The organism is Microcoleus sp. Pol17C6, assembly GCF_036701145.1.
Classification (GTDB): domain Bacteria; phylum Cyanobacteriota; class Cyanobacteriia; order Cyanobacteriales; family Microcoleaceae; genus Microcoleus.
This window is the reverse complement of record NZ_JAUBQH010000027.1, coordinates 1-17,443: the sequence shown is the minus strand read 5'-3', so window position 1 is coordinate 17,443 and position 17,443 is coordinate 1. Positions and strand designations below refer to the sequence as shown.

At 46.2% G+C, this 17,443-nt stretch carries 14 protein-coding genes, 1 tRNA gene and 1 pseudogene; 10 read left to right on the top strand and 6 right to left on the bottom strand.

Annotated features, from left to right (window positions below; genetic code table 11):
* Window positions 1–8 precede the first annotated feature (8 nt).
* From QUA25_RS15150 to QUA25_RS15125, 6 genes are all read left to right on the top strand, one after another.
* A complete protein-coding gene (locus tag QUA25_RS15150; protein WP_333039170.1) occupies window positions 9–482 on the top strand; it encodes a R3H domain-containing nucleic acid-binding protein in 474 nt (157 codons plus the stop codon).
* A 90-nt stretch (window positions 483–572) separates the two neighbouring features.
* Window positions 573–1,085, top strand: coding sequence for a YceD family protein (locus QUA25_RS15145; RefSeq protein WP_333039168.1), 513 nt, complete (start codon window positions 573–575; stop codon window positions 1,083–1,085).
* A gap of 115 nt (window positions 1,086–1,200) precedes the next feature.
* Window positions 1,201–2,709 (top strand): AAA family ATPase, encoded by a 1,509-nt coding sequence (locus tag QUA25_RS15140; RefSeq protein ID WP_333039166.1) that lies wholly within the window; start codon window positions 1,201–1,203, stop codon window positions 2,707–2,709.
* Between the two features lie 183 nt (window positions 2,710–2,892).
* On the top strand, window positions 2,893–3,354 hold the full coding sequence (locus tag QUA25_RS15135; RefSeq protein WP_333039165.1) for an SH3 domain-containing protein: 462 nt from the start codon (window positions 2,893–2,895) through the stop codon (window positions 3,352–3,354).
* A 554-nt stretch (window positions 3,355–3,908) separates the two neighbouring features.
* Window positions 3,909–4,085, top strand: a complete 177-nt coding sequence (locus QUA25_RS15130) for a hypothetical protein (RefSeq protein ID WP_242724391.1) — start codon at window positions 3,909–3,911, stop codon at window positions 4,083–4,085.
* 528 nt (window positions 4,086–4,613) lie between these two features.
* Complete coding sequence (locus tag QUA25_RS15125; protein WP_333039162.1) at window positions 4,614–6,191, top strand: peptidoglycan-binding protein; 1,578 nt, start codon at window positions 4,614–4,616, stop codon at window positions 6,189–6,191.
* A 177-nt stretch (window positions 6,192–6,368) separates the two neighbouring features.
* Here QUA25_RS15125 and QUA25_RS15120 read toward each other — a convergent pair whose 3' ends face one another.
* The 4 genes and pseudogenes from QUA25_RS15120 to lipA form a co-directional block, all read right to left on the bottom strand.
* A complete protein-coding gene (locus QUA25_RS15120) occupies window positions 6,369–6,896 on the bottom strand; it encodes a transcriptional repressor (protein WP_333039160.1) in 528 nt (175 codons plus the stop codon).
* 270 nt (window positions 6,897–7,166) lie between these two features.
* A complete protein-coding gene (sigC, locus tag QUA25_RS15115; RefSeq protein ID WP_333039158.1) occupies window positions 7,167–8,432 on the bottom strand; it encodes an RNA polymerase sigma factor SigC in 1,266 nt (421 codons plus the stop codon).
* Window positions 8,433–8,938: 506 nt separating this feature from the next.
* Window positions 8,939–9,130, bottom strand: coding sequence for a hypothetical protein (locus tag QUA25_RS15110; RefSeq protein ID WP_333039156.1), 192 nt, complete (start codon window positions 9,128–9,130; stop codon window positions 8,939–8,941).
* Between the two features lie 108 nt (window positions 9,131–9,238).
* Window positions 9,239–10,114 (bottom strand): annotated as a pseudogene (gene lipA, locus QUA25_RS15105) (lipoyl synthase); the annotation flags it as partial.
* A gap of 91 nt (window positions 10,115–10,205) precedes the next feature.
* Between lipA and QUA25_RS15100 the strand changes: the two are divergent.
* Both QUA25_RS15100 and QUA25_RS15095 read left to right on the top strand, forming a co-directional pair.
* Window positions 10,206–10,279: transfer RNA gene (locus QUA25_RS15100), tRNA-Pro, on the top strand.
* Between the two features lie 478 nt (window positions 10,280–10,757).
* On the top strand, window positions 10,758–11,879 hold the full coding sequence (locus QUA25_RS15095; protein WP_333039154.1) for an EAL domain-containing protein: 1,122 nt from the start codon (window positions 10,758–10,760) through the stop codon (window positions 11,877–11,879).
* A gap of 165 nt (window positions 11,880–12,044) precedes the next feature.
* Here QUA25_RS15095 and QUA25_RS15090 read toward each other — a convergent pair whose 3' ends face one another.
* Together QUA25_RS15090 and xth are read right to left on the bottom strand one after the other, a co-directional pair.
* Window positions 12,045–12,920, bottom strand: a complete 876-nt coding sequence (locus QUA25_RS15090; RefSeq protein ID WP_333039153.1) for an SDR family oxidoreductase — start codon at window positions 12,918–12,920, stop codon at window positions 12,045–12,047.
* Window positions 12,921–13,091: 171 nt separating this feature from the next.
* Window positions 13,092–13,877, bottom strand: a complete 786-nt coding sequence (gene xth, locus QUA25_RS15085) for an exodeoxyribonuclease III (protein ID WP_333039150.1) — start codon at window positions 13,875–13,877, stop codon at window positions 13,092–13,094.
* Between the two features lie 420 nt (window positions 13,878–14,297).
* On the opposite strand from xth, the gene QUA25_RS15080 reads away from it, so the two are divergent.
* Both QUA25_RS15080 and QUA25_RS15075 read left to right on the top strand, forming a co-directional pair.
* A complete protein-coding gene (locus tag QUA25_RS15080; RefSeq protein WP_333039147.1) occupies window positions 14,298–16,811 on the top strand; it encodes a GTPase in 2,514 nt (837 codons plus the stop codon).
* A gap of 13 nt (window positions 16,812–16,824) precedes the next feature.
* The gene (locus QUA25_RS15075) at window positions 16,825–17,385 is read left to right on the top strand and encodes a GTPase (protein ID WP_333039145.1); all 561 of its coding nucleotides are present in this window, start codon (window positions 16,825–16,827) and stop codon (window positions 17,383–17,385) included.
* The last annotated feature ends 58 nt before the right edge of the window (window positions 17,386–17,443 follow it).

Here is a 17,443-nt window from a genome sequence, read left to right as displayed (position 1 = left end):
TAACAACAATGAAAGACTCTCAAATGCAGCGCGGACAGGCATGGTTAGAAGAATTGCTACAACTGTCCGCAATTCCTTCAAAAGTGGTATGCGAACAACAAAAAGATTGCTATTGGATGACAATAGATGAAAGCAATCTGACTCCAGAACAAGTTGCAATCTTAGTCGGGCCAAACGGTAATGTAATAGATGCCATTCAGTACCTCTGTAACACGGTTCAGAATATAGGTCAGGAAGTAGAGGAGTCAATTCCTTATACAGTTGAACTAAATGGCTATCGCATCCGCCGCCAAGAGGAATTGCGATCAATGGCAGAGTACGCAGCAGATCAAGCCCGCTCCACGGGAGTGGAAGTTGAAATAAAATCGCTGTCTTCGGCAGAACGCCGTCAAGTCCACAGCTTTTTGAGCGAATGTGAGGATATAGAAACTTACAGTCAAGGACAAGAACCCGATCGGCGTTTGGTAGTGCGGCTGCGCTGACGCAAAAGAAGGAAGAAGGAAGAAGGAAGAAGTTAAAAATTAACTATTCCTTTTGACCTTTGAATTCAAGAAGTAGGAAGGCAAAAGATTATGGAGACAATTTATATCCCTCATCTACTCACAAAAACTGAGCGGAAAGAGGTCATTGATTTTGAAGAATTTATCCCCGATTTAGAAACTCTTACTCCGGTGCGAGGGCGACTGCAAGTGACTCACCAAGGGAATTATCTTGAGGTGAAGGCAAAAGCAGAAACAATTGTTACTCTCACCTGCCACAGATGCTTGAAACAATACAATCATCGTTTGGCACTCAACTCATCGGAACTAATCTGGCTCGAAGAAACAGCAAATCAAACAGATTCAAGTTCAGCAGAAATAGAAGTTGCTTTAGAAGATTTGGTGGAAAATTTGTCCCCAGGCGGCTATTTCTCTCCGGGCGATTGGGTGTATGAGCAAATGTGCTTGGAACTGCCGCACAAACAGATATGCGATACTGAATGTCCGGGAATTTCTTTAACTGATGATGCAAATACAGAAAGCTCCGAAACCGTCTCAGACAGTCGCTGGGCGTCTCTGGAAGCACTTAAACGGCAATTGCCTTAGTCAGTTGGCAGTGGGCAGTTGGCAGTGGGCAGTTGGCATTAGCTAATAAGAAATAACAAATAAAAAATAACAAATAACCACTGACAACTAACAACTAACCACTGACAACTGACTAATGACTATTTTTAGCGACGAGTTTGAACTACTGCTGCGATCGCGCTACCCCCTAATTTACATTCCGACACGGGAAGAAGAGCGCGTAGAAGCCGCGATCGCCCAAAGTGCCAAAAAACAAGGTTCTCGCGCCGTCTACATCTGGGATTTTGTTGATGGCTACCAAGGCAATCCCAACGATGTCGGTTTTGGCAAGCGCAACCCGCTGCAAGCTTTGGAATTTCTCGAAAAATTGCCCGCCTCCGCGCCGGCAATTTTTATCCTGCGCGACTTTCAGCGGTTTTTGGAAGATGTCTCGATTTCCCGCAAGCTGCGGAATTTGGCAAGACTCCTCAAATCTGTGCCCAAAAATATTGTCATCGTATCTCCTTTAATTTCGATCCCGGAAGACCTCAGCGAAGTGATGACTGTTTTGGAGTTTCCCCTGCCTGCGGCGGCGGAAATCAAAATTGAGGTAGAAAGGCTGTTAGGGGCTACCGGACAAGCCATTGAAGGGCGTTTGCTGGACGAAACAGTGCGCTCCTGTCAAGGGCTGTCGCTCGAACGAATCCGCCGAGTTTTGGCAAAGGCGATCGCCACCAGAGGCGAACTCCATCCCGACGACGCGGAACTGATTTTAGAAGAAAAGCGCCAAACAATTCGCCAAACTCAAATTCTGGATTTTTACCCAGCCCGCGAAAATATCTCCGATATCGGCGGTTTGGACAATCTCAAAGAATGGCTGCTGCGGCGCGGCGGTGCTTTTTCCGATCGAGCCCGCCAATACGGTTTGCCGCATCCCAGAGGTTTGTTGTTAGTGGGAATTCAAGGAACCGGAAAATCCTTAACAGCAAAGGCGATCGCCCACCACTGGCATTTGCCTTTGCTGCGCTTGGATGTCGGGCGCTTGTTTGCCGGCTTAGTCGGAGAATCGGAATCGCGCACCAGGCAAATGATTCAGCTAGCGGAAGCTTTGGCCCCCTGCGTGCTGTGGATTGACGAGATTGACAAAGCTTTTGCGGGATTAGACGGTAAAGGGGATTCCGGGACAACCAGCCGGGTGTTCGGGACATTTATTACTTGGTTGGCAGAAAAAACTTCGCCGGTGTTTGTGGTAGCAACAGCCAACAACATCCAGTCTTTGCCGCCAGAAATGCTGAGAAAAGGCAGGTTTGACGAAATATTTTTTGTGGGTTTGCCCAGCCAGGAGGAACGGCGGGCGATTTTTGAGGTACATTTGTTGCGGTTGCGATCGCACAGCATCAAAAATTACGATTTAGAGCGCTTGGCTTACGAAACTCCCGATTTTTCAGGGGCCGAAATCGAGCAAACTTTGATTGAAGCAATGCACATTGGGTTTAGCCAAAATCGAGACTTTACGACAGATGATATTTTAGAATCAGCTAGTCAGATGGTGCCCTTAGCCAGAACGGCTCAAGAACAAATCCAGTTTCTCCAAGATTGGGCCGCTGCGGGTAAAGCTCGCCTTGCTTCTAGGTACGGCAGTTTGAGCCGCCGGATTCAGGGGTAAGCTTTTGAAGTCAGTAGTCAGTAGTTAGTAGCCAGTTGTCAGTTGGCAGTTACCAGATTTTACTCAACATTCAGCAGTCAACACTCAACAGTCAACTTTCTGCCTTCTGCCTCCTGCCTTCTGCCTGACATCCGTTACATCCGTTACACAATCCGTTGCCGAACTTCCTTCATTTGCGGTTTTATGAACACTGTATATAGCGTTTTCAAATTTTTAGTAGGTTTTCTGCTCGCGATCGTCCTGATGGCAGGTGCTAGCGTGGCGGCTGCACTTTACTTTGCCGCTAAGCTAACTACTGTGCCCGAAAAACCTGTTTTTCCCAACGACAAAACAGCAGTTCAGGTTGCAGGCGCTGCGCCGAAGTCAACAGCCCAGGCTAGCCCTGTTTCTACATCTAGCGATGCCCCGTCTCCCAAACCGCTGGAACCGGGAGCTTACCGCGCGATGGTGACTCAGCCGATCGGCTTAATTCTCCGGGATACTGGTAGCCGAGACTCGAACCGCATTGGCGGTGTTGGTTACAAGGAAAAAGTCGTAGTTTTGGAAGAGTCGCCCGACAAAGAGTGGCAGCGAATTCGGATTGAGGATGACAATCGCGAAGGTTGGGTCAAAGGTGGCAATACTGAAAGAGTTGAGGGCGAATAAAACTTAGATAGTAATTAGACAACAAATATAACCTTTCTCAGTAACATGAGGTGCTCATAGGGCATAGGGCATAGGGCATAGGACTCGCCCCCATACCTCACCACGCTTGAGAACTGCTATATACTCATCTCATTGTGAGGGCAGCGAAGCAATCGCAGTGTGAAAATTGTTCACCAACGCCGGGTTTTTTCCTGCCTGCCTGTTGCCAAAATAGCTATATACACATTTATCACAAAAAGTCAAGTTAAATTTATTTTCGATATTTGGGATTGCAGTTTGATGTGCTGAGAGTGCGGGTGCGATCGCCCCTGCAAAATCCTGAATTTGACATAAAAGCCCAGCAGACAAAAGGTTTCAAAAGCTAAAACTCAACAGAAAAACTCGAAAATACATAATCCCAACTTATGTTATTCAGGAGAGTATGTTAAGAAAATTAGCAAAATTTTAAGGTTAGTTGCAAAACCCAGGCGGTTGTCACCGCCGCAGAGGCAAGAGTGGTAGCTTGGATTACAAGATGTAAGTTTTCAGCTTAACAGCTACCAACAATAAAAAATATGTACGACAAACGTCCCGATCGAGATTTGGCGACTGCTGCTGTTACTGCGGCTTTGGGAGCTGGGGTCGTTACCTCTTTTGCGGTTAGTAGAGGCCAAAACCCGCTGGTAGCCATCGCAATTACTATTTTTGCAGCGGGAGTAGCTGTAATTTGCGATCGGTTCGGCTTAATTTAAGCGATCGTCGATTTTTTAATACAAAGTCAACTTATCAAAAAATCCCCGCCCTATTTGCAACTTGCAAAAGTGGGGATTTTTAGTGGCTAGTTTTTTGGTTAATCAGCGGTACTTTCCCAGACGCACTCGCCACATGAAGAAGCCGCGTTTCTTAACAAAAAATCTGCGATTTCAGGCTCTTTACCCGACAACCAATTAAGGTGAAGAGAACCGGCTCGCAAGTCTTGTGGTAATTTCTGCGGCAGCCAGATAAAATATTAGCCAGCACTACCCCAGAACTTATTCTCTTTCGGCCTTAAAGGCTAAGACGTGCCTGCAAACTTTTTTGCTGAGTCTCGCGCCTCTAGAAGCAGCGATGCTATCTTGGTTATTACCTGTAATTATTATTGACGGTAAATTTTTAGAAACACGGGTGCTTCGCTCTTTCCAAGTAGAACTTAGCGTTGATAGAATCCAAGCCAAGCGTGCCAAAAATCATTTTTGGCAGTTTTCTCACACAACCCACCCACAATTTCACACTAAAAAATTATGGAATCTCTTGCTTACCTCGAACTTGCTCTTGTTTGCGAAGCACCCGCAGAGTCGAAAATTTTTGATGAGCCCAAGTGGCAAAACCTATCGAGTCAGACTTACGTCCGTTTGCTGTCTCTGGCTTTGATGGTGTCGGTTTTGAGTGCAGCCGGTTCGGCTTTTGCTCAAATAGATCCGGGATATCCAAATTTGCGCTCTGTTCAAGACAGGTTGCGGGAACTCGGCTATTTTCCCAGATCTTCGACAGGTCAACTCGGCCCGGTTACTCAACAAGCTCTGACTAACTTTCAGCGAGACTATCAACTGTCGCTGACTGGTAGGCCGGATCGAGCTACTGTGATAGCACTCAACAGTTTTGCCGGGGATGATGATCGACCTTTTAGAACTATTAATACCAATTATCGGGAACTGGGTTTTGGAGACGCAGGTGCAGATGTTTCGGCTCTCCAGCGCAGGTTGAAGCAGCTAGGCTACTTCAGCGCACATCCCACAGGGAGTTTTCGGGAAGTTACTCAAAATGCCGTTAGATATTTCCAGCGAATTAATCGCCTGCGGGTGACGGGAGTTGCCGATAGGCAAACTTTAGCTTTGCTTTTTGGTTCCACCCGGCCAGTTCCCCCCGTTACGCTTCCAGGGAATATTTCGGGAAATGGCGGTTGCAAGGGGCTGCGGTTCGGGGACAGAGGGGCGACGGTAGACTTGATCCAGCGGCAATTAAAAGCTTTGGGCTATTTTGAAGGTGGCGTTGACGGTAAGTTTCGGGAACGCACTCTCTACGCTGTGACTCGTTTTCAGCAAGATTACAATCTGGTTTCTGACGGCTGCGCTGACACTGCTACTTTGACTGCTATCGATGCCCAGATGAGGCAAGCTGAAATTAGCTCATGGACTGAGGAAGATGACCAACAGAGTAATGGCGGAGATTTTCTGGAGTTGGGCGACAGAGGCCGACAAGTAGAATTTGTGCAGCGGCGGCTGCAAGAATTGGGTTATTACAGGAGCCAGATTCACGGTTGGTTCGATCGACCAACTCAGGCAGCTTTGATCCGCTTTCAGAGGGATAGGGGGATGTTCGGGACTGGAAGGGTCGATCGCAGCACTCGATCGGCTTTGCGGCAAGGTAACAGGCAGGCAGCAGCGCCTGTGCCGCAAATCGCTGCTGGTCTGCGACGGGGCGATACTGGGCCTGCTGTCCGACAACTTCAGTCTTCGCTCAGAAGTCTGGGCAAAAACCCCGGCCCGGTGAACGGAGTATTTGGAGCCGAGACCGAGTTTGCGGTGCTGTCGTTTCAGCAAGAACGCAATTTGTCACCGGCGACGGGTATTGCCACTCCGGCGACTTTGGCTGCGCTCCAAAACGGATTAGCTGGCCGGATAGCTGTTCCTGCTGTTCCAATTAGCAGCAGTTTCAACTCTCGATCGAGCATTCAGCAATTACAAAGGCGGCTGCAAGACCTCGGTTTTTACACAGGCCCCATCGGCGGAGTTTTCGATGCTTCGACGAGAGACGCCCTCGATCGAGCTCAGCGCAGTTACGGGGTCAGCAGCGACGATTTGTTGAGCCAAACTTTTTAGCCCCAGGCTTGCGGACGCTACATCAAAGAAATCGGGTTTCTGGTTTCCGACTCATTCCTGAAATGATGTATTTTTCTGAAGAAACCCGGTTTCCGCGTAACTGCGATCGCACTTGGGCTACCAATTTTTGTTAAAACTTGTAACAAGCGGTACTTGGAATGCGAAAATAGTGTACTTTCACTCGATTGAATCCGGGGCGCTGTTGCCGCTGTGGGCGATCGACCTCGGACAAGACCAATTGCTGGAAACCAAAGACGGCCATCCCATCCGCAAAGCTTCGTGGCACACCGTATGAATGGTTAGCTGGCAGTCTAGCAGGTGCAACCCAGACTTTTCAGCTTGCTTCATGCCAATTTTCAAAATCGAATCGTTGTTAAATTCGAGCGTTCTGTTGCACTGAACGCAGACTAGGTGGTGGTGGTGATGCGGGTAAGGCTGGTTTATTTCATAGTGTTTGTGACCTTCTGCTAGTTCGAGTTCGCGGAGGAGGCTCATCCTTGCCATTAACTTTAAAGTTCGGTAAATGGTGGACAAGCTAATGTTTTCTCCGCGATTTTTTAACAAAGTGTACAAATCCTCCGCACTCAGGTGATTGCCTTTGGGGAGGTTCTGAAACACGTGCAAGATGGTTTCCCGTTGGGGAGTCATCCGCCAGCCTTTGTCATTGAGTTCGGATTTGAATGAGGACGCGGTGTAAAGTGCCATAGTGACCCTCTCAAGAAAGTCTGCCTATTGACAATAATACACAACGATCGAGATATTTTGCAAATATCGCAGCTTATTGAAAAAAGATTGAGGAAAAAATTTGGTTTTTGATATTTTTTGACTTTTAACAAGCTTGATGACTTGCTGCAGAGGACAGAGAAGTTGTTTAGAAGTAAATATTGTTACTTCTGCCGAATGCCTCATGCCTTCTGCACAAGTGCCAAATGCCTTGCTCCCTGATTAATAATCGCGCTGACTGACCGGCCAAATTTAAGTCAGAGACTCCAGATAGTCGCGGACGCGGTTGCGACGCTTAGGTTGGCGGAGTTTTTGCAAAGCTTTGGCTTCAATTTGGCGAACCCGCTCGCGGGACAAGTCGAGGGCACGACCGATTTCTGCCAGCGAATAGGGGTGTCCGTCACCCAAACCAAAGCGCATCAGAATTACATCTCGCTCGCGGCTGGTCAAATCTGCCAGCAGTTGCTGCAAGTCGCGGTGCAGAGCTTCTCGCATCAGCATTTCTTCAGGGGAGATGCTGTCGGTTTCAAGCAAGTCGCCCAACTCTGTATCTTTTTCGTTGCCCACTTTAGTTTCCAAAGAAACAGAACGGGGGACTCGCAGTAAAACTTCTCGGACTTGGGGCGCCGTCATTTCCAACTCCACAGCGATGTCTTCGATCGTAGCTGTCCGACCTTTTTCTTGAGAAATTTTGCGCTGGGCTTTCTTAATTTTGTTAAGTTTTTCGGTGATGTGGACGGGGAGGCGAATGGTGCGGCTTTGAGTGGCGATAGCCCGCGTAATTCCCTGCCGAATCCACCAGTAGGCATAGGTGCTAAACCGATAGCCCCGCGTCGGGTCAAACTTTTCTACAGCTCGCTCCAGTCCCAGAGTACCTTCTTGTATTAAGTCGAGCAATTCTAAACCGCGATTTTGATATTTTTTCGCCACCGAAACCACCAGGCGCAGGTTCGCCTTAATCATGTGGTCTTTAGCTTCGACGCCTTCAGCTTGAATTCTTTCGATCGTCTCGACCGTCATCTCGGCTAACTCGGCCCACTGGCGCTTGCCTTCGGACATAATTCGCTTGAGTTCTGGCACGTCACTGACACCGGCGGTTAATGCCCAGCGTTCCAGGGAAGGTTTATGTCCCAACTGTGCGGCTAACCGATCGCGCACTTCAATTAAATGCACGAAGCGCCCAATTAGCCCTTCTTCTTGGGAGGCGACGGTGTTGCGTAATTCCAGCAATTTGATATAGCGCTGAACTTTTTGAGCTTCCGAGACTTCTTCGTCTCTACCCAAGAGACGAACCCGACCTATTTCTTGGAGGTACAGACGGACTAAATCTGTAGTGCGACGGTTGGCATTTTTTTGCAATTTGGCTGCTGGGTCTGCATCTTCTGTCTCTGCTGGGTCTTGGTCAAGCAGTTCGTCTCCAGCTTCTTCAGCATCTTCATCCAACACATCACCTTGCAAGGGATTGACTCGCAGTTGTTCGTCGAATTCAGCTTCAGCGTAAAAAGAGGTGGCTGGCATAGTGATTTTCTCAGTGGCTCCGGTGAAAAGATGCTACGCTTAGCGGTTATTTATAATTAAGATGCCCACTTGGTTAAGACGAAGCATCACCGCTTTGTGTTTCTTTAGTAACTTTCCTGACTTTTCTGCTGTTGTTCGATCGAACTTTTGCTGCCCCACTTGTTTTACCAAGATTCTGGAAAACGCTAAGAACTTTCTGATGTAACAGGTTGAAGTCCAGAAAAGTGTGTTGTACTTCTTTGTTTATGTAGCTAGTATAGATAGTGACTGGCTAGAAACAAGTGACGTTAGTCAGAAGTTAAGTTAATCTTCATCACCGATAACCTGGTTCCCGATCACTTCGGAAAATTAGCCATTTTTTTAATAAAACTTTATATAACTAGGCGCTGTTGATTAAATACGCGACAGTGAGCGCAGAAGTTTAATCCATTATAGAATATGGGTTTCAGAGTTGTTAGAGTCCCCAGAACCGAGTTATTGGCTGACGCAAAAACCGGGTTTCTTCCTCAAATTTCTGGATTAAAACCTAGAAGTTTGAGGAAGAAACCCGGTTTCTGGATCTCTTTTGCGTAAGTCGCGACTTGGAGGCGACGATCGACCGATAATTGTTTTGCTGTTGGCTGCTGCTTCCGGCTTAAAATCACGCCCCGAACACCAGCATCTGAAACCGGGTTTTTTGCCCAGGGCCTGCATATCAAGCGCAAGTTTTTCCTCGCTGTTACCCGGTGGATCTGGTTTTAGTGAGAATGGTGCGATCCTCTTCGAGGGCTTCGCTAACGGGCGCGAGTCAACTCAAATTAAAATTGCTAGCGTGGGTAAAGTTTCATCAGTTCCCTCACCTGTTCGGCGTGATAGGAACTGCGAGTTAAGGGAGAAGCGACAACTTGCAAAAATCCCAAAGATTCGCCAAAATTTCTCCAAGCATCAAATTGTTCTGGAGGCACAAAGTTTTCTACGTTCAAGTGCTTTTGAGTCGGTTGCAGGTACTGTCCAACTGTTAAAATATCGCAGCCGACAGCCCGTAAGTCCTGCATCGCCTCCCGAATTTCGGCGTCTGTTTCTCCCAGTCCCACCATGATGCCGGATTTGGTGTACACCCCAGGTGCGAGTTCGCGGCTTCGCTGCAATAGTTCCAACGTGCGATCGTACTTTCCTTGCGGCCGAACCTTGCGGTAAAGTCGCTTTACGGTTTCGGTATTGTGGTTGAGTACCTCTGGCCGGGCTGCGAGAATGATTTCTAAAGCTTGCCAGTTGCCGCACAAGTCGGGAATCAAAACTTCTATAGTTGTATCGGGCATTGCCGATCGCACTGCTTGAATGCACTCGACAAACTGAGACGCGCCCCCATCCGGCAAATCGTCCCGGTTGACAGAGGTAATCACGACGTGGTTGAGTTTGAGCCGCTGCACCGCTTGCGCCAATCTTTGGGGTTCTGTGGGATCTAAAGGTTGGGGCTTTTTCTCAAAATCGATGTCGCAGTAAGGACAGGCGCGGGTACAAGCCGGGCCCATAATCAAAAATGTCGCAGTACCTGCGTTGAAGCATTCGCCGATGTTCGGACACGACGCCTCCTCGCAAACCGTATTCAGGGATAAATCCCGCAAAATTTCTTTGACGTTGCCGACGCGCTCCCACTGAGGGGCTTTAACTCGCAACCACTGGGGCTTAACTGTCACGTCTGTCTCCGCCTGAGTAGTATTTTACAAATAATTATATACGAGGTTGCTAAATTTTAACTTGAATGTGATAAGCTTAAAATATAGTGACTAATTTCGGGATGTAGCGCAGCTTGGTAGCGCACCTCGTTCGGGACGAGGGGGTCGCAGGTTCAAATCCTGTCATCCCGATTATAAAATTAAATTGGATATTCCCCAGCAAGTGAGTTTGTTTTGGGCGATCGTCCGGGTGTGTATATTTGTGGTACGCATAAATTAGTCGAGGGGGCGATTGCCTACGGGATAGCTGCGCTTCACGGGCGTGTTAATTTGCCTTTGCTAAAAAATTAACTTTAGCGACTGTTTTGGCAAAGGGAATGAGAGAATAAGGCGTAAAGAATCACAACAGCAGTAAAGAGTAGCCAACAAGTCTTTGCCTTCTCCCTCTGTGATGATTTGGGACGGTGTTTAATCACACGTACTTGCTCAAAACTGAGAACTTTGACCAAAGTTTAAAACCGGAGGCAAGTATAAATACTGCAATAATTCTTACATACAATTTTATTAAAATTTACATCTTCAGATAGATGTATTAATAGGTGAATGAGCTTATAATAAGACTTAATTGTTAGCGTGTCTAAAATTAACCCAAAAACCGGAGGATATTCCAATGCAAATAAGTGGCAAAGCCTTCGGCTCCTGCTCTCGCTGCGAAACAGTACCCGAAAAAATAGAGGGCAAGGGAGGTCTATACCTGTGGTTTCCAGTATCGCACACGCTGACCAAGGTTATTTCTGCACTAACCAAGGCAGAAATTGAATTCCGGCTGTTAGAAGAGAGCAAGTGTTTGTACATTATGCTTGAGGGAATAGCAAAAGAAAAGTTTAACGCCCTAGCATCATCGCTGCTGACAACTCAAGAGTTGAAAGAGACAAAAGTTTTGTGGATGCGCGAAGTTGAACAGCCGAAACTTAGCGATTTTTATCGCAGCACTTCTTTAGACTCTTTTATTAATTTGAGTAACTCTAATTGGCTGTTAGATTTATTGTCCGAAGAACGCATTACTACACATTTTCAGCCCATTGTTTATACCTCAGATACTTCTAAAATTTTTGCCCACGAAGCGCTGCTCCGAGGAATTGATGAGCAAGGAAAGTTAATTTATCCGGGTCGGATTTTTGCCCAAGCAGAATCAGCAGGCCTAATTTTTCAACTAGATGTTTTAGCCCGGACTCGCGCTATCCGCGAAGCCCATGTTTACAATATCAAAGAACTACTTTTTATTAATTTTTCTCCGACTTCAGTTTACGATCCCGCTACGTGCCTGCGAAGAACTGTACAGGCTATTGATGAAGCGGGAATTCCTCACAGCAATATTGTTTTTGAAGTAGCGGAATCTCAGCACCCTCCTGATATCGATCACTTGATTAATATTCTGAGGTTTTACCGAGAGGCGGGATTTTTAATTGCCCTGGACGATTTTGGCAGCGGTTCTTCTAATTTAAATTTGATGCACCAACTGCGTCCTGATTTTATTAAGTTAGATATGCAATTGATTCGCAATGTCCATCAAGATTATTATAAGGCACTCATTACGGAAAAGATGTTAGAAATTGCTGCTCAATTAGAAATTAAAACAGTTGCTGAAGGTGTGGAAACTTTGGAGGAGTTTGAGTGGGTGCGAGAACGGGGAGCCACTTTGGTTCAAGGTTATTTGATTGCTAAGCCGACTTCTCCGCCGATCGCAGTTACGAGCTATATTGGTGCTGAACCACTACCTATTTCTGCTTAACGGATTTCCAGTTGCGATTTGGGGCTACATTTGCTCGTCCCCAGGCTCTGCCTGGGAACGCATATCGGGAGGCTCTGCCTCCATTAAAATGAGACAACAATTTGGAGGCAGAGCCTCCGGCTTTTCATTACCAGGCAGAGCCTGGTAACGAGAATAACTAGCATTTTAAACGCTCAAATTGCGTCGCAGAAAGCTTTCTAAGGATTCCATGCTCATGCCGTAGATTGATTCCAAGTTTTGCACTTCTTCGGGAGTGCAGAAATACTCGTTACCCAGCAATACCCGCAAAGTTCCTAAGTCTTTTTGAGCTTGAGGATTCAATAAACCCAAGGCATTTCTCAAACCGTCAAACACAACCAGCGGCGGATGGATTACCATCGGTTCGCGATTGAATAAGCGTCCAAAAATGCGGGGAATGTCATCCCTTGTCAGCACATCCGGGCCACCGACTCGCAGAATTTGGTTGCGGGCGCCTTCGACTGTTGGCGAGTCTGCGGCAATCTTTGCTAAGTCGTCGGTACTGACAACAGAGGTGCGGTTTTTGCCGTCGCCAATCAGCAGGTAAAGTCCGGTTTCTCGAAATCTTTCTGCTAGGGGTAACAAGCTGGAAGCAAAACCGGCAGGCCGCAAGATTGTATAATTCAAGCCGCTGTTTTGCAGGTATTTTTCTACTTCTCGCTTGGCTTTGAATACTGCGGAATCTTCGTATCCCCGATCGACTCCCAGTACCGAAATAAAGACAAAGTGCTGCACTCCGGCTTCTTTGGCGCAGTCGATCAATTCTATGTTAGCGCGGTAGTGGACTGCTTGAACATCGCCGCCGGTGCCGTGGCTGCTGATGATATATTGCACTCCTTGGCAGGCTTTTTTAATATCTTTGTCTTGTTTTAAGTCGCCGATAAAAATCTCGGCGCCTCGGTTTTCTAGTTCTGAGTAGCGAGATGCGAGGCGAACGAATGCGCGGACAGGCTTTTCTTGCTGTCTGATTTCTCGTACAATTCGGCGGCCTAGTGCGCCTGTTGCTCCGGTTACTAAGAACATGATTTTTAGTTGTTGGTTGTTACTTACATCTTGCACATTTCTCAATAGTAGCCAAGATGCCTGTTCCACAAAGATTGAATTTTGTTGTGGGGTTGGCCTCTTGCCCGCCCATCCAACGCTTATTGAGAATGGGGCAAGATGTCAATTGTTATTAACCTTATAACTTATAAATCAAATTTCGACAATTACGGGGGCGTGGTCGCTGGGTTTGATTAATTTTCTGGGAGCAACATCTATTGTACAGTTTTTTGCTTGTTCGTACAGGGGAGGGCTGAGATAATGGTGGTCGATTCTCCAGCCGTTGTTGCGGGGAAATGCGGCAGCGCGGTAGTCCCACCAGCTATAATGGCCGCCTTCTGAGGTGAATTTGCGAAAGGGGTCGTTTAATCCTAATTCTATGATTTCTGTGAGTGCGAGGCGCTCGGCTACTGATAGGCCGACGGAGTTAGCATTGGCTTTGGGATTGTGGATATCTCGATCGTCCGGGACGATGTTGAAGTCGCCGCAAATGCACAAGTTGGGGGATTTATCTAGTGCTATTTTGAGGTATTCTTGGAGGAGTTTGAGCCACTTTAGTTTGTACTCATATTTCTCGCTGCCAACTTCAGAACCGTTGGGAACGTATACGCAAATAATGCAAATATCGTCTATAACCCCGGCTATTAGGCGTTTTTGTTCGTCAAAAATACCTGCGGTTTCGTCGCCGAGAAGGGGGGCAAATCCGCTGCTGATTTCCGACATTGGCGATCGGCTAAAGATGGCAACGCCATTGTAGGATTTTTGACCGGAAATGTAGCAGTTGTAACCGAGGTTGGTGAAGGGTTCTAGGGGGAAGTCTTTGTCTGTAACTTTGGTTTCTTGGAGGCAGAGAACGTCTGGGGAGTTTGTTTGCAACCAGCTAGTAACGTGTTCTATGCGGGTGCGGATTGAGTTGACGTTCCAGGTGGCGATTTTCATTTTTTGTTTGTTATGTACTCTCTGATTATTGGCCCGATCGTAAAGTGCGATCGCCCATTTTGTTTTACTGTTTCAACTAATGACCGTCGTCCTAAAGATTGCATGACTTTCAATAGTTCTGCCCGTGATAGTTGCTTGCAGGTTTTATGCTATTTGTAAGATGTCGGCTGGTTCGAGCGTGCTTGCTAGCCAAGAGATAAGTTGTTGTTCGGATGCGGTTAGGCGATCGCACTGCTGGTGCAGGAGTGATTCTAAGTCACCTCAGAATAGGGTATCATAGGATAGGAATTCGGAAACGCTGTCGCCTAATAAGTCTTGAATCTATGACTTTTTCGGTAGCAACCAGCTAAATGTGACTTTTTATGGTCGAGCTGGGATGCAAAAACCTACCAAATATGACTTTATATTAAATAAGTTAAGATGGCTGACATAACTTCAAGAACCACCGAACACTTAGACTACCCATTCCTATTAGTCACGCACATGGTCTGTGCGGATCAGCAGATTCATAGTGAAGAGTCGAAAGCACTACGCGAACTAGCAACGCAGATCAGCGCTTCTCAACGCACTCTAGCTGAGATGGAAAAAATTCTGGCTCAAGATGAAAACCACCTTTCTGTAGAAGATTTAGCTCGGAAAGTGTCGCCCGGTGAGCAAAGTGAGGCCATGTCCCAAATGTTGGCGATCGCCTATGTTGACGGTTTTTGTTCGGCATTAGAGCGGGAGATGGCCCAACAAGTAGCACGGATTTGGAACTGGCCAACGGGAGAAGTACAGCGACAGTTGGCAGAAGCAGGAGCCTTCACTGATACCCGATTTATAGGCGAACACAACCAACAGAAACTCTCTTTCGGTGCGCGTTTCCTTGCAGGGGCTGATTCTCTCCTTTCACGCGCATTGGTGGATAATTTAGCAAAGCTCACTGGGAGCGAGCAAAAAGTTGAGGAACTGCGACGAGAAATCCTGTTAACGGGACCAGAATATGATGAAGCCATACGTCAATGTGCAGTCATCGCCGATGAAGATTACAAATTTGCAGAATTGGCACTTAAAAGTGCTGATAAAGCTCTTTCCAAGTTGGAAAAAAATATTCAAGTGGCTATCGAAGACATCAAATATAAAACAGGTGGAAAAGGTCAAGCTACCACTGCTAAGGAAGTCGCCAAGCAACTTGACGATACTAGAAACTCTCTGATTGCCGAGATTATTAAAGAAATAGAGGACGTGCGGGAGTCACTTCGCGCCAAGGAACGCGCTCTCAATCATTTCAGCATCACTTTTATGGGCAGAACTAAGGCGGGAAAAAGCACTCTTCATGCCATAGTTACAGATGATGGATGGGATGCGATCGGTGTAGGCAAGCAGCGCACAACTCGGTTGAATCGGGTGTGCGAGTGGAAGAATATTCGCATCATTGATACTCCTGGGATTGGTGCTCCGGGCGGCCAAAGTGATGAAGAAGTTGCTAAAAGTATTATCGACGAGTCAGATGTGATTTGTTATGTGGTCACAAATGACAGTATCCAAGAGAGTGAGTTTGCTTTCTTGCGCTTATTAAAAGAAAAAGCAAAGCCATTAATTATTCTACTGAATGTCCATAATAACCTGCGCGACTCTCGCCGGTTGGAGCATTTCTTAAAGAACCCCGATAAAATGTTTGTGATGGATGGTCAAAGAGGTCTAGGCGGACATATTGACCGTATCCGTCGCTACGCTCAAGAGCATTATGCTAATGACTATTTCAATATTGTTCCTGTGATGCTGTTGGCGGCGCAGCTTTCCCGCGAACCAGAACACGCAAAGAAGAAACAGGAGCTTTTTAAGGCAAGTCGGATGCAGGATTTTCTTGGTTTAATTCGTGTATCTCTGGTTAATCATGGCGCAATTCGGCGCTCTCAAACTTTTCTAGGTTCTACCGTAGGCGCAATTGATAATCCTTATAAGTGGGTAAATCAACAAGCTTTAGTCTATGAAAAATTGACAGAGACGCTGAAAAATGAGCGCGAGGGAATCCAAAAGGACATCCGAAAAGCAGCTAAGGATGCTAAAGACTCTTTACTGCAACAAATCGAGAGGATTTTTCAAGATGCTATAGAAGCTGTTCCATCTTTTGCAGAAGATCATTGGAACTGTAACGAAGTTGCCATGAAGCTGGGATGGGAAAAAATTTTAAAAGCACTTCGATTTGAGAAACGCTTAAAGATAGCTTATGAAGAGACTAGCAAAAAATTCAATAAGGAAGTTCAGGAAGTTCTGGAGGAAATAGGAAATGAATTACAGCTAATATCTGAGCTTGGCAGTAGCGACTTCAACTTTACTGAGCAGGATTCAAACAATTTTCGAGATTTTGTGCGAATTGGTGGAGGCATTCTAGGGATAGCAGGAACTATTATAGCGTTATTCGTCGCCCCTCCTGTGGGTCTCGCTATCGGGATTGTAAGTGCTGTGGTTAGCGGGATTGTTGAAATGTTTAAATCCAAAGATGAAAAGCGACGCGAGGCTGTTATAAATATCTCAACTTCATTGGAAACTCAGCTCAACGCTCAGAGGCAAAACACTCTACAGCAGGCTGAGAGAGATTTTGGTAAGTATTCTGATTTTGTAACCAAAAATATCAATATCTATTTTGAAGAATTGATAGCAGGACTAGATGCGATCGCGACTCATCTCAAACGAGCAAAAAAGAAGTTATCAGGTACAGAAAATTATCTCAATCGTGCGTATGCTAAGCGAATCCTTGACTGGTGTGCTGAAAAATATGAAACTATGACAGATGAGTGTATCAACCAAATCATTGCTACAGTCGAACGAGATTTAGGGCGCAACATGAAGATTGTCACAAAATCCAAAGTTCAACCACGAAAATCACTAGAGGATATTAAACACATCCTTCAAGAGGATATTTCCTTTAGCGATCTCAAATCTCCCAAATAAGGACTAAACTAACATGACTCAGAACAACTCCAACTTTCAAGCTGCCGATGTCGGTGCATTTTTCAACAAAACGCGAGTAAAATTTGACAGCTTACTGGCTCAGGGAAATACATCGGAACTAACAGCTATCCGCAAAAAAGTGGACGATGAATTAAAAGAGTATCAAGAACAGGGAATTCTAGGTGTAGCTTTTGTCGGGCAATACAGTGCTGGTAAATCAACTATTATCTCTGCCATGACGGGGCGGCGCGATATCCGCATTGATGCTGATATTGCTACTGATAAAACGACCAATTATGACTGGAACGGCATCAAGCTAATTGATACGCCTGGACTTTTTACAGACCGCCAAGATCACGATGAGATTACTTATGATGCCATTAACAAATCTGACTTGCTGGTTTTTTGCCTCACCTATATGCTCTTTGACTCATTGACAGCAGAGAATTTCAAGAAGTTAGCCTATGAAAAAGGCTATCGCTGGAAAATGATGCTGGTTATCAATAAAATGTCTGATGAAGCAGGAGAAGAAGAGCAAAAAATTGTCAACTACCGCCCATTACTCACAAGTTAAGCTAAAAGCACTATTGTCAATGAGTCAAATTACTCATCTTTTACCTGTTGACCCAATT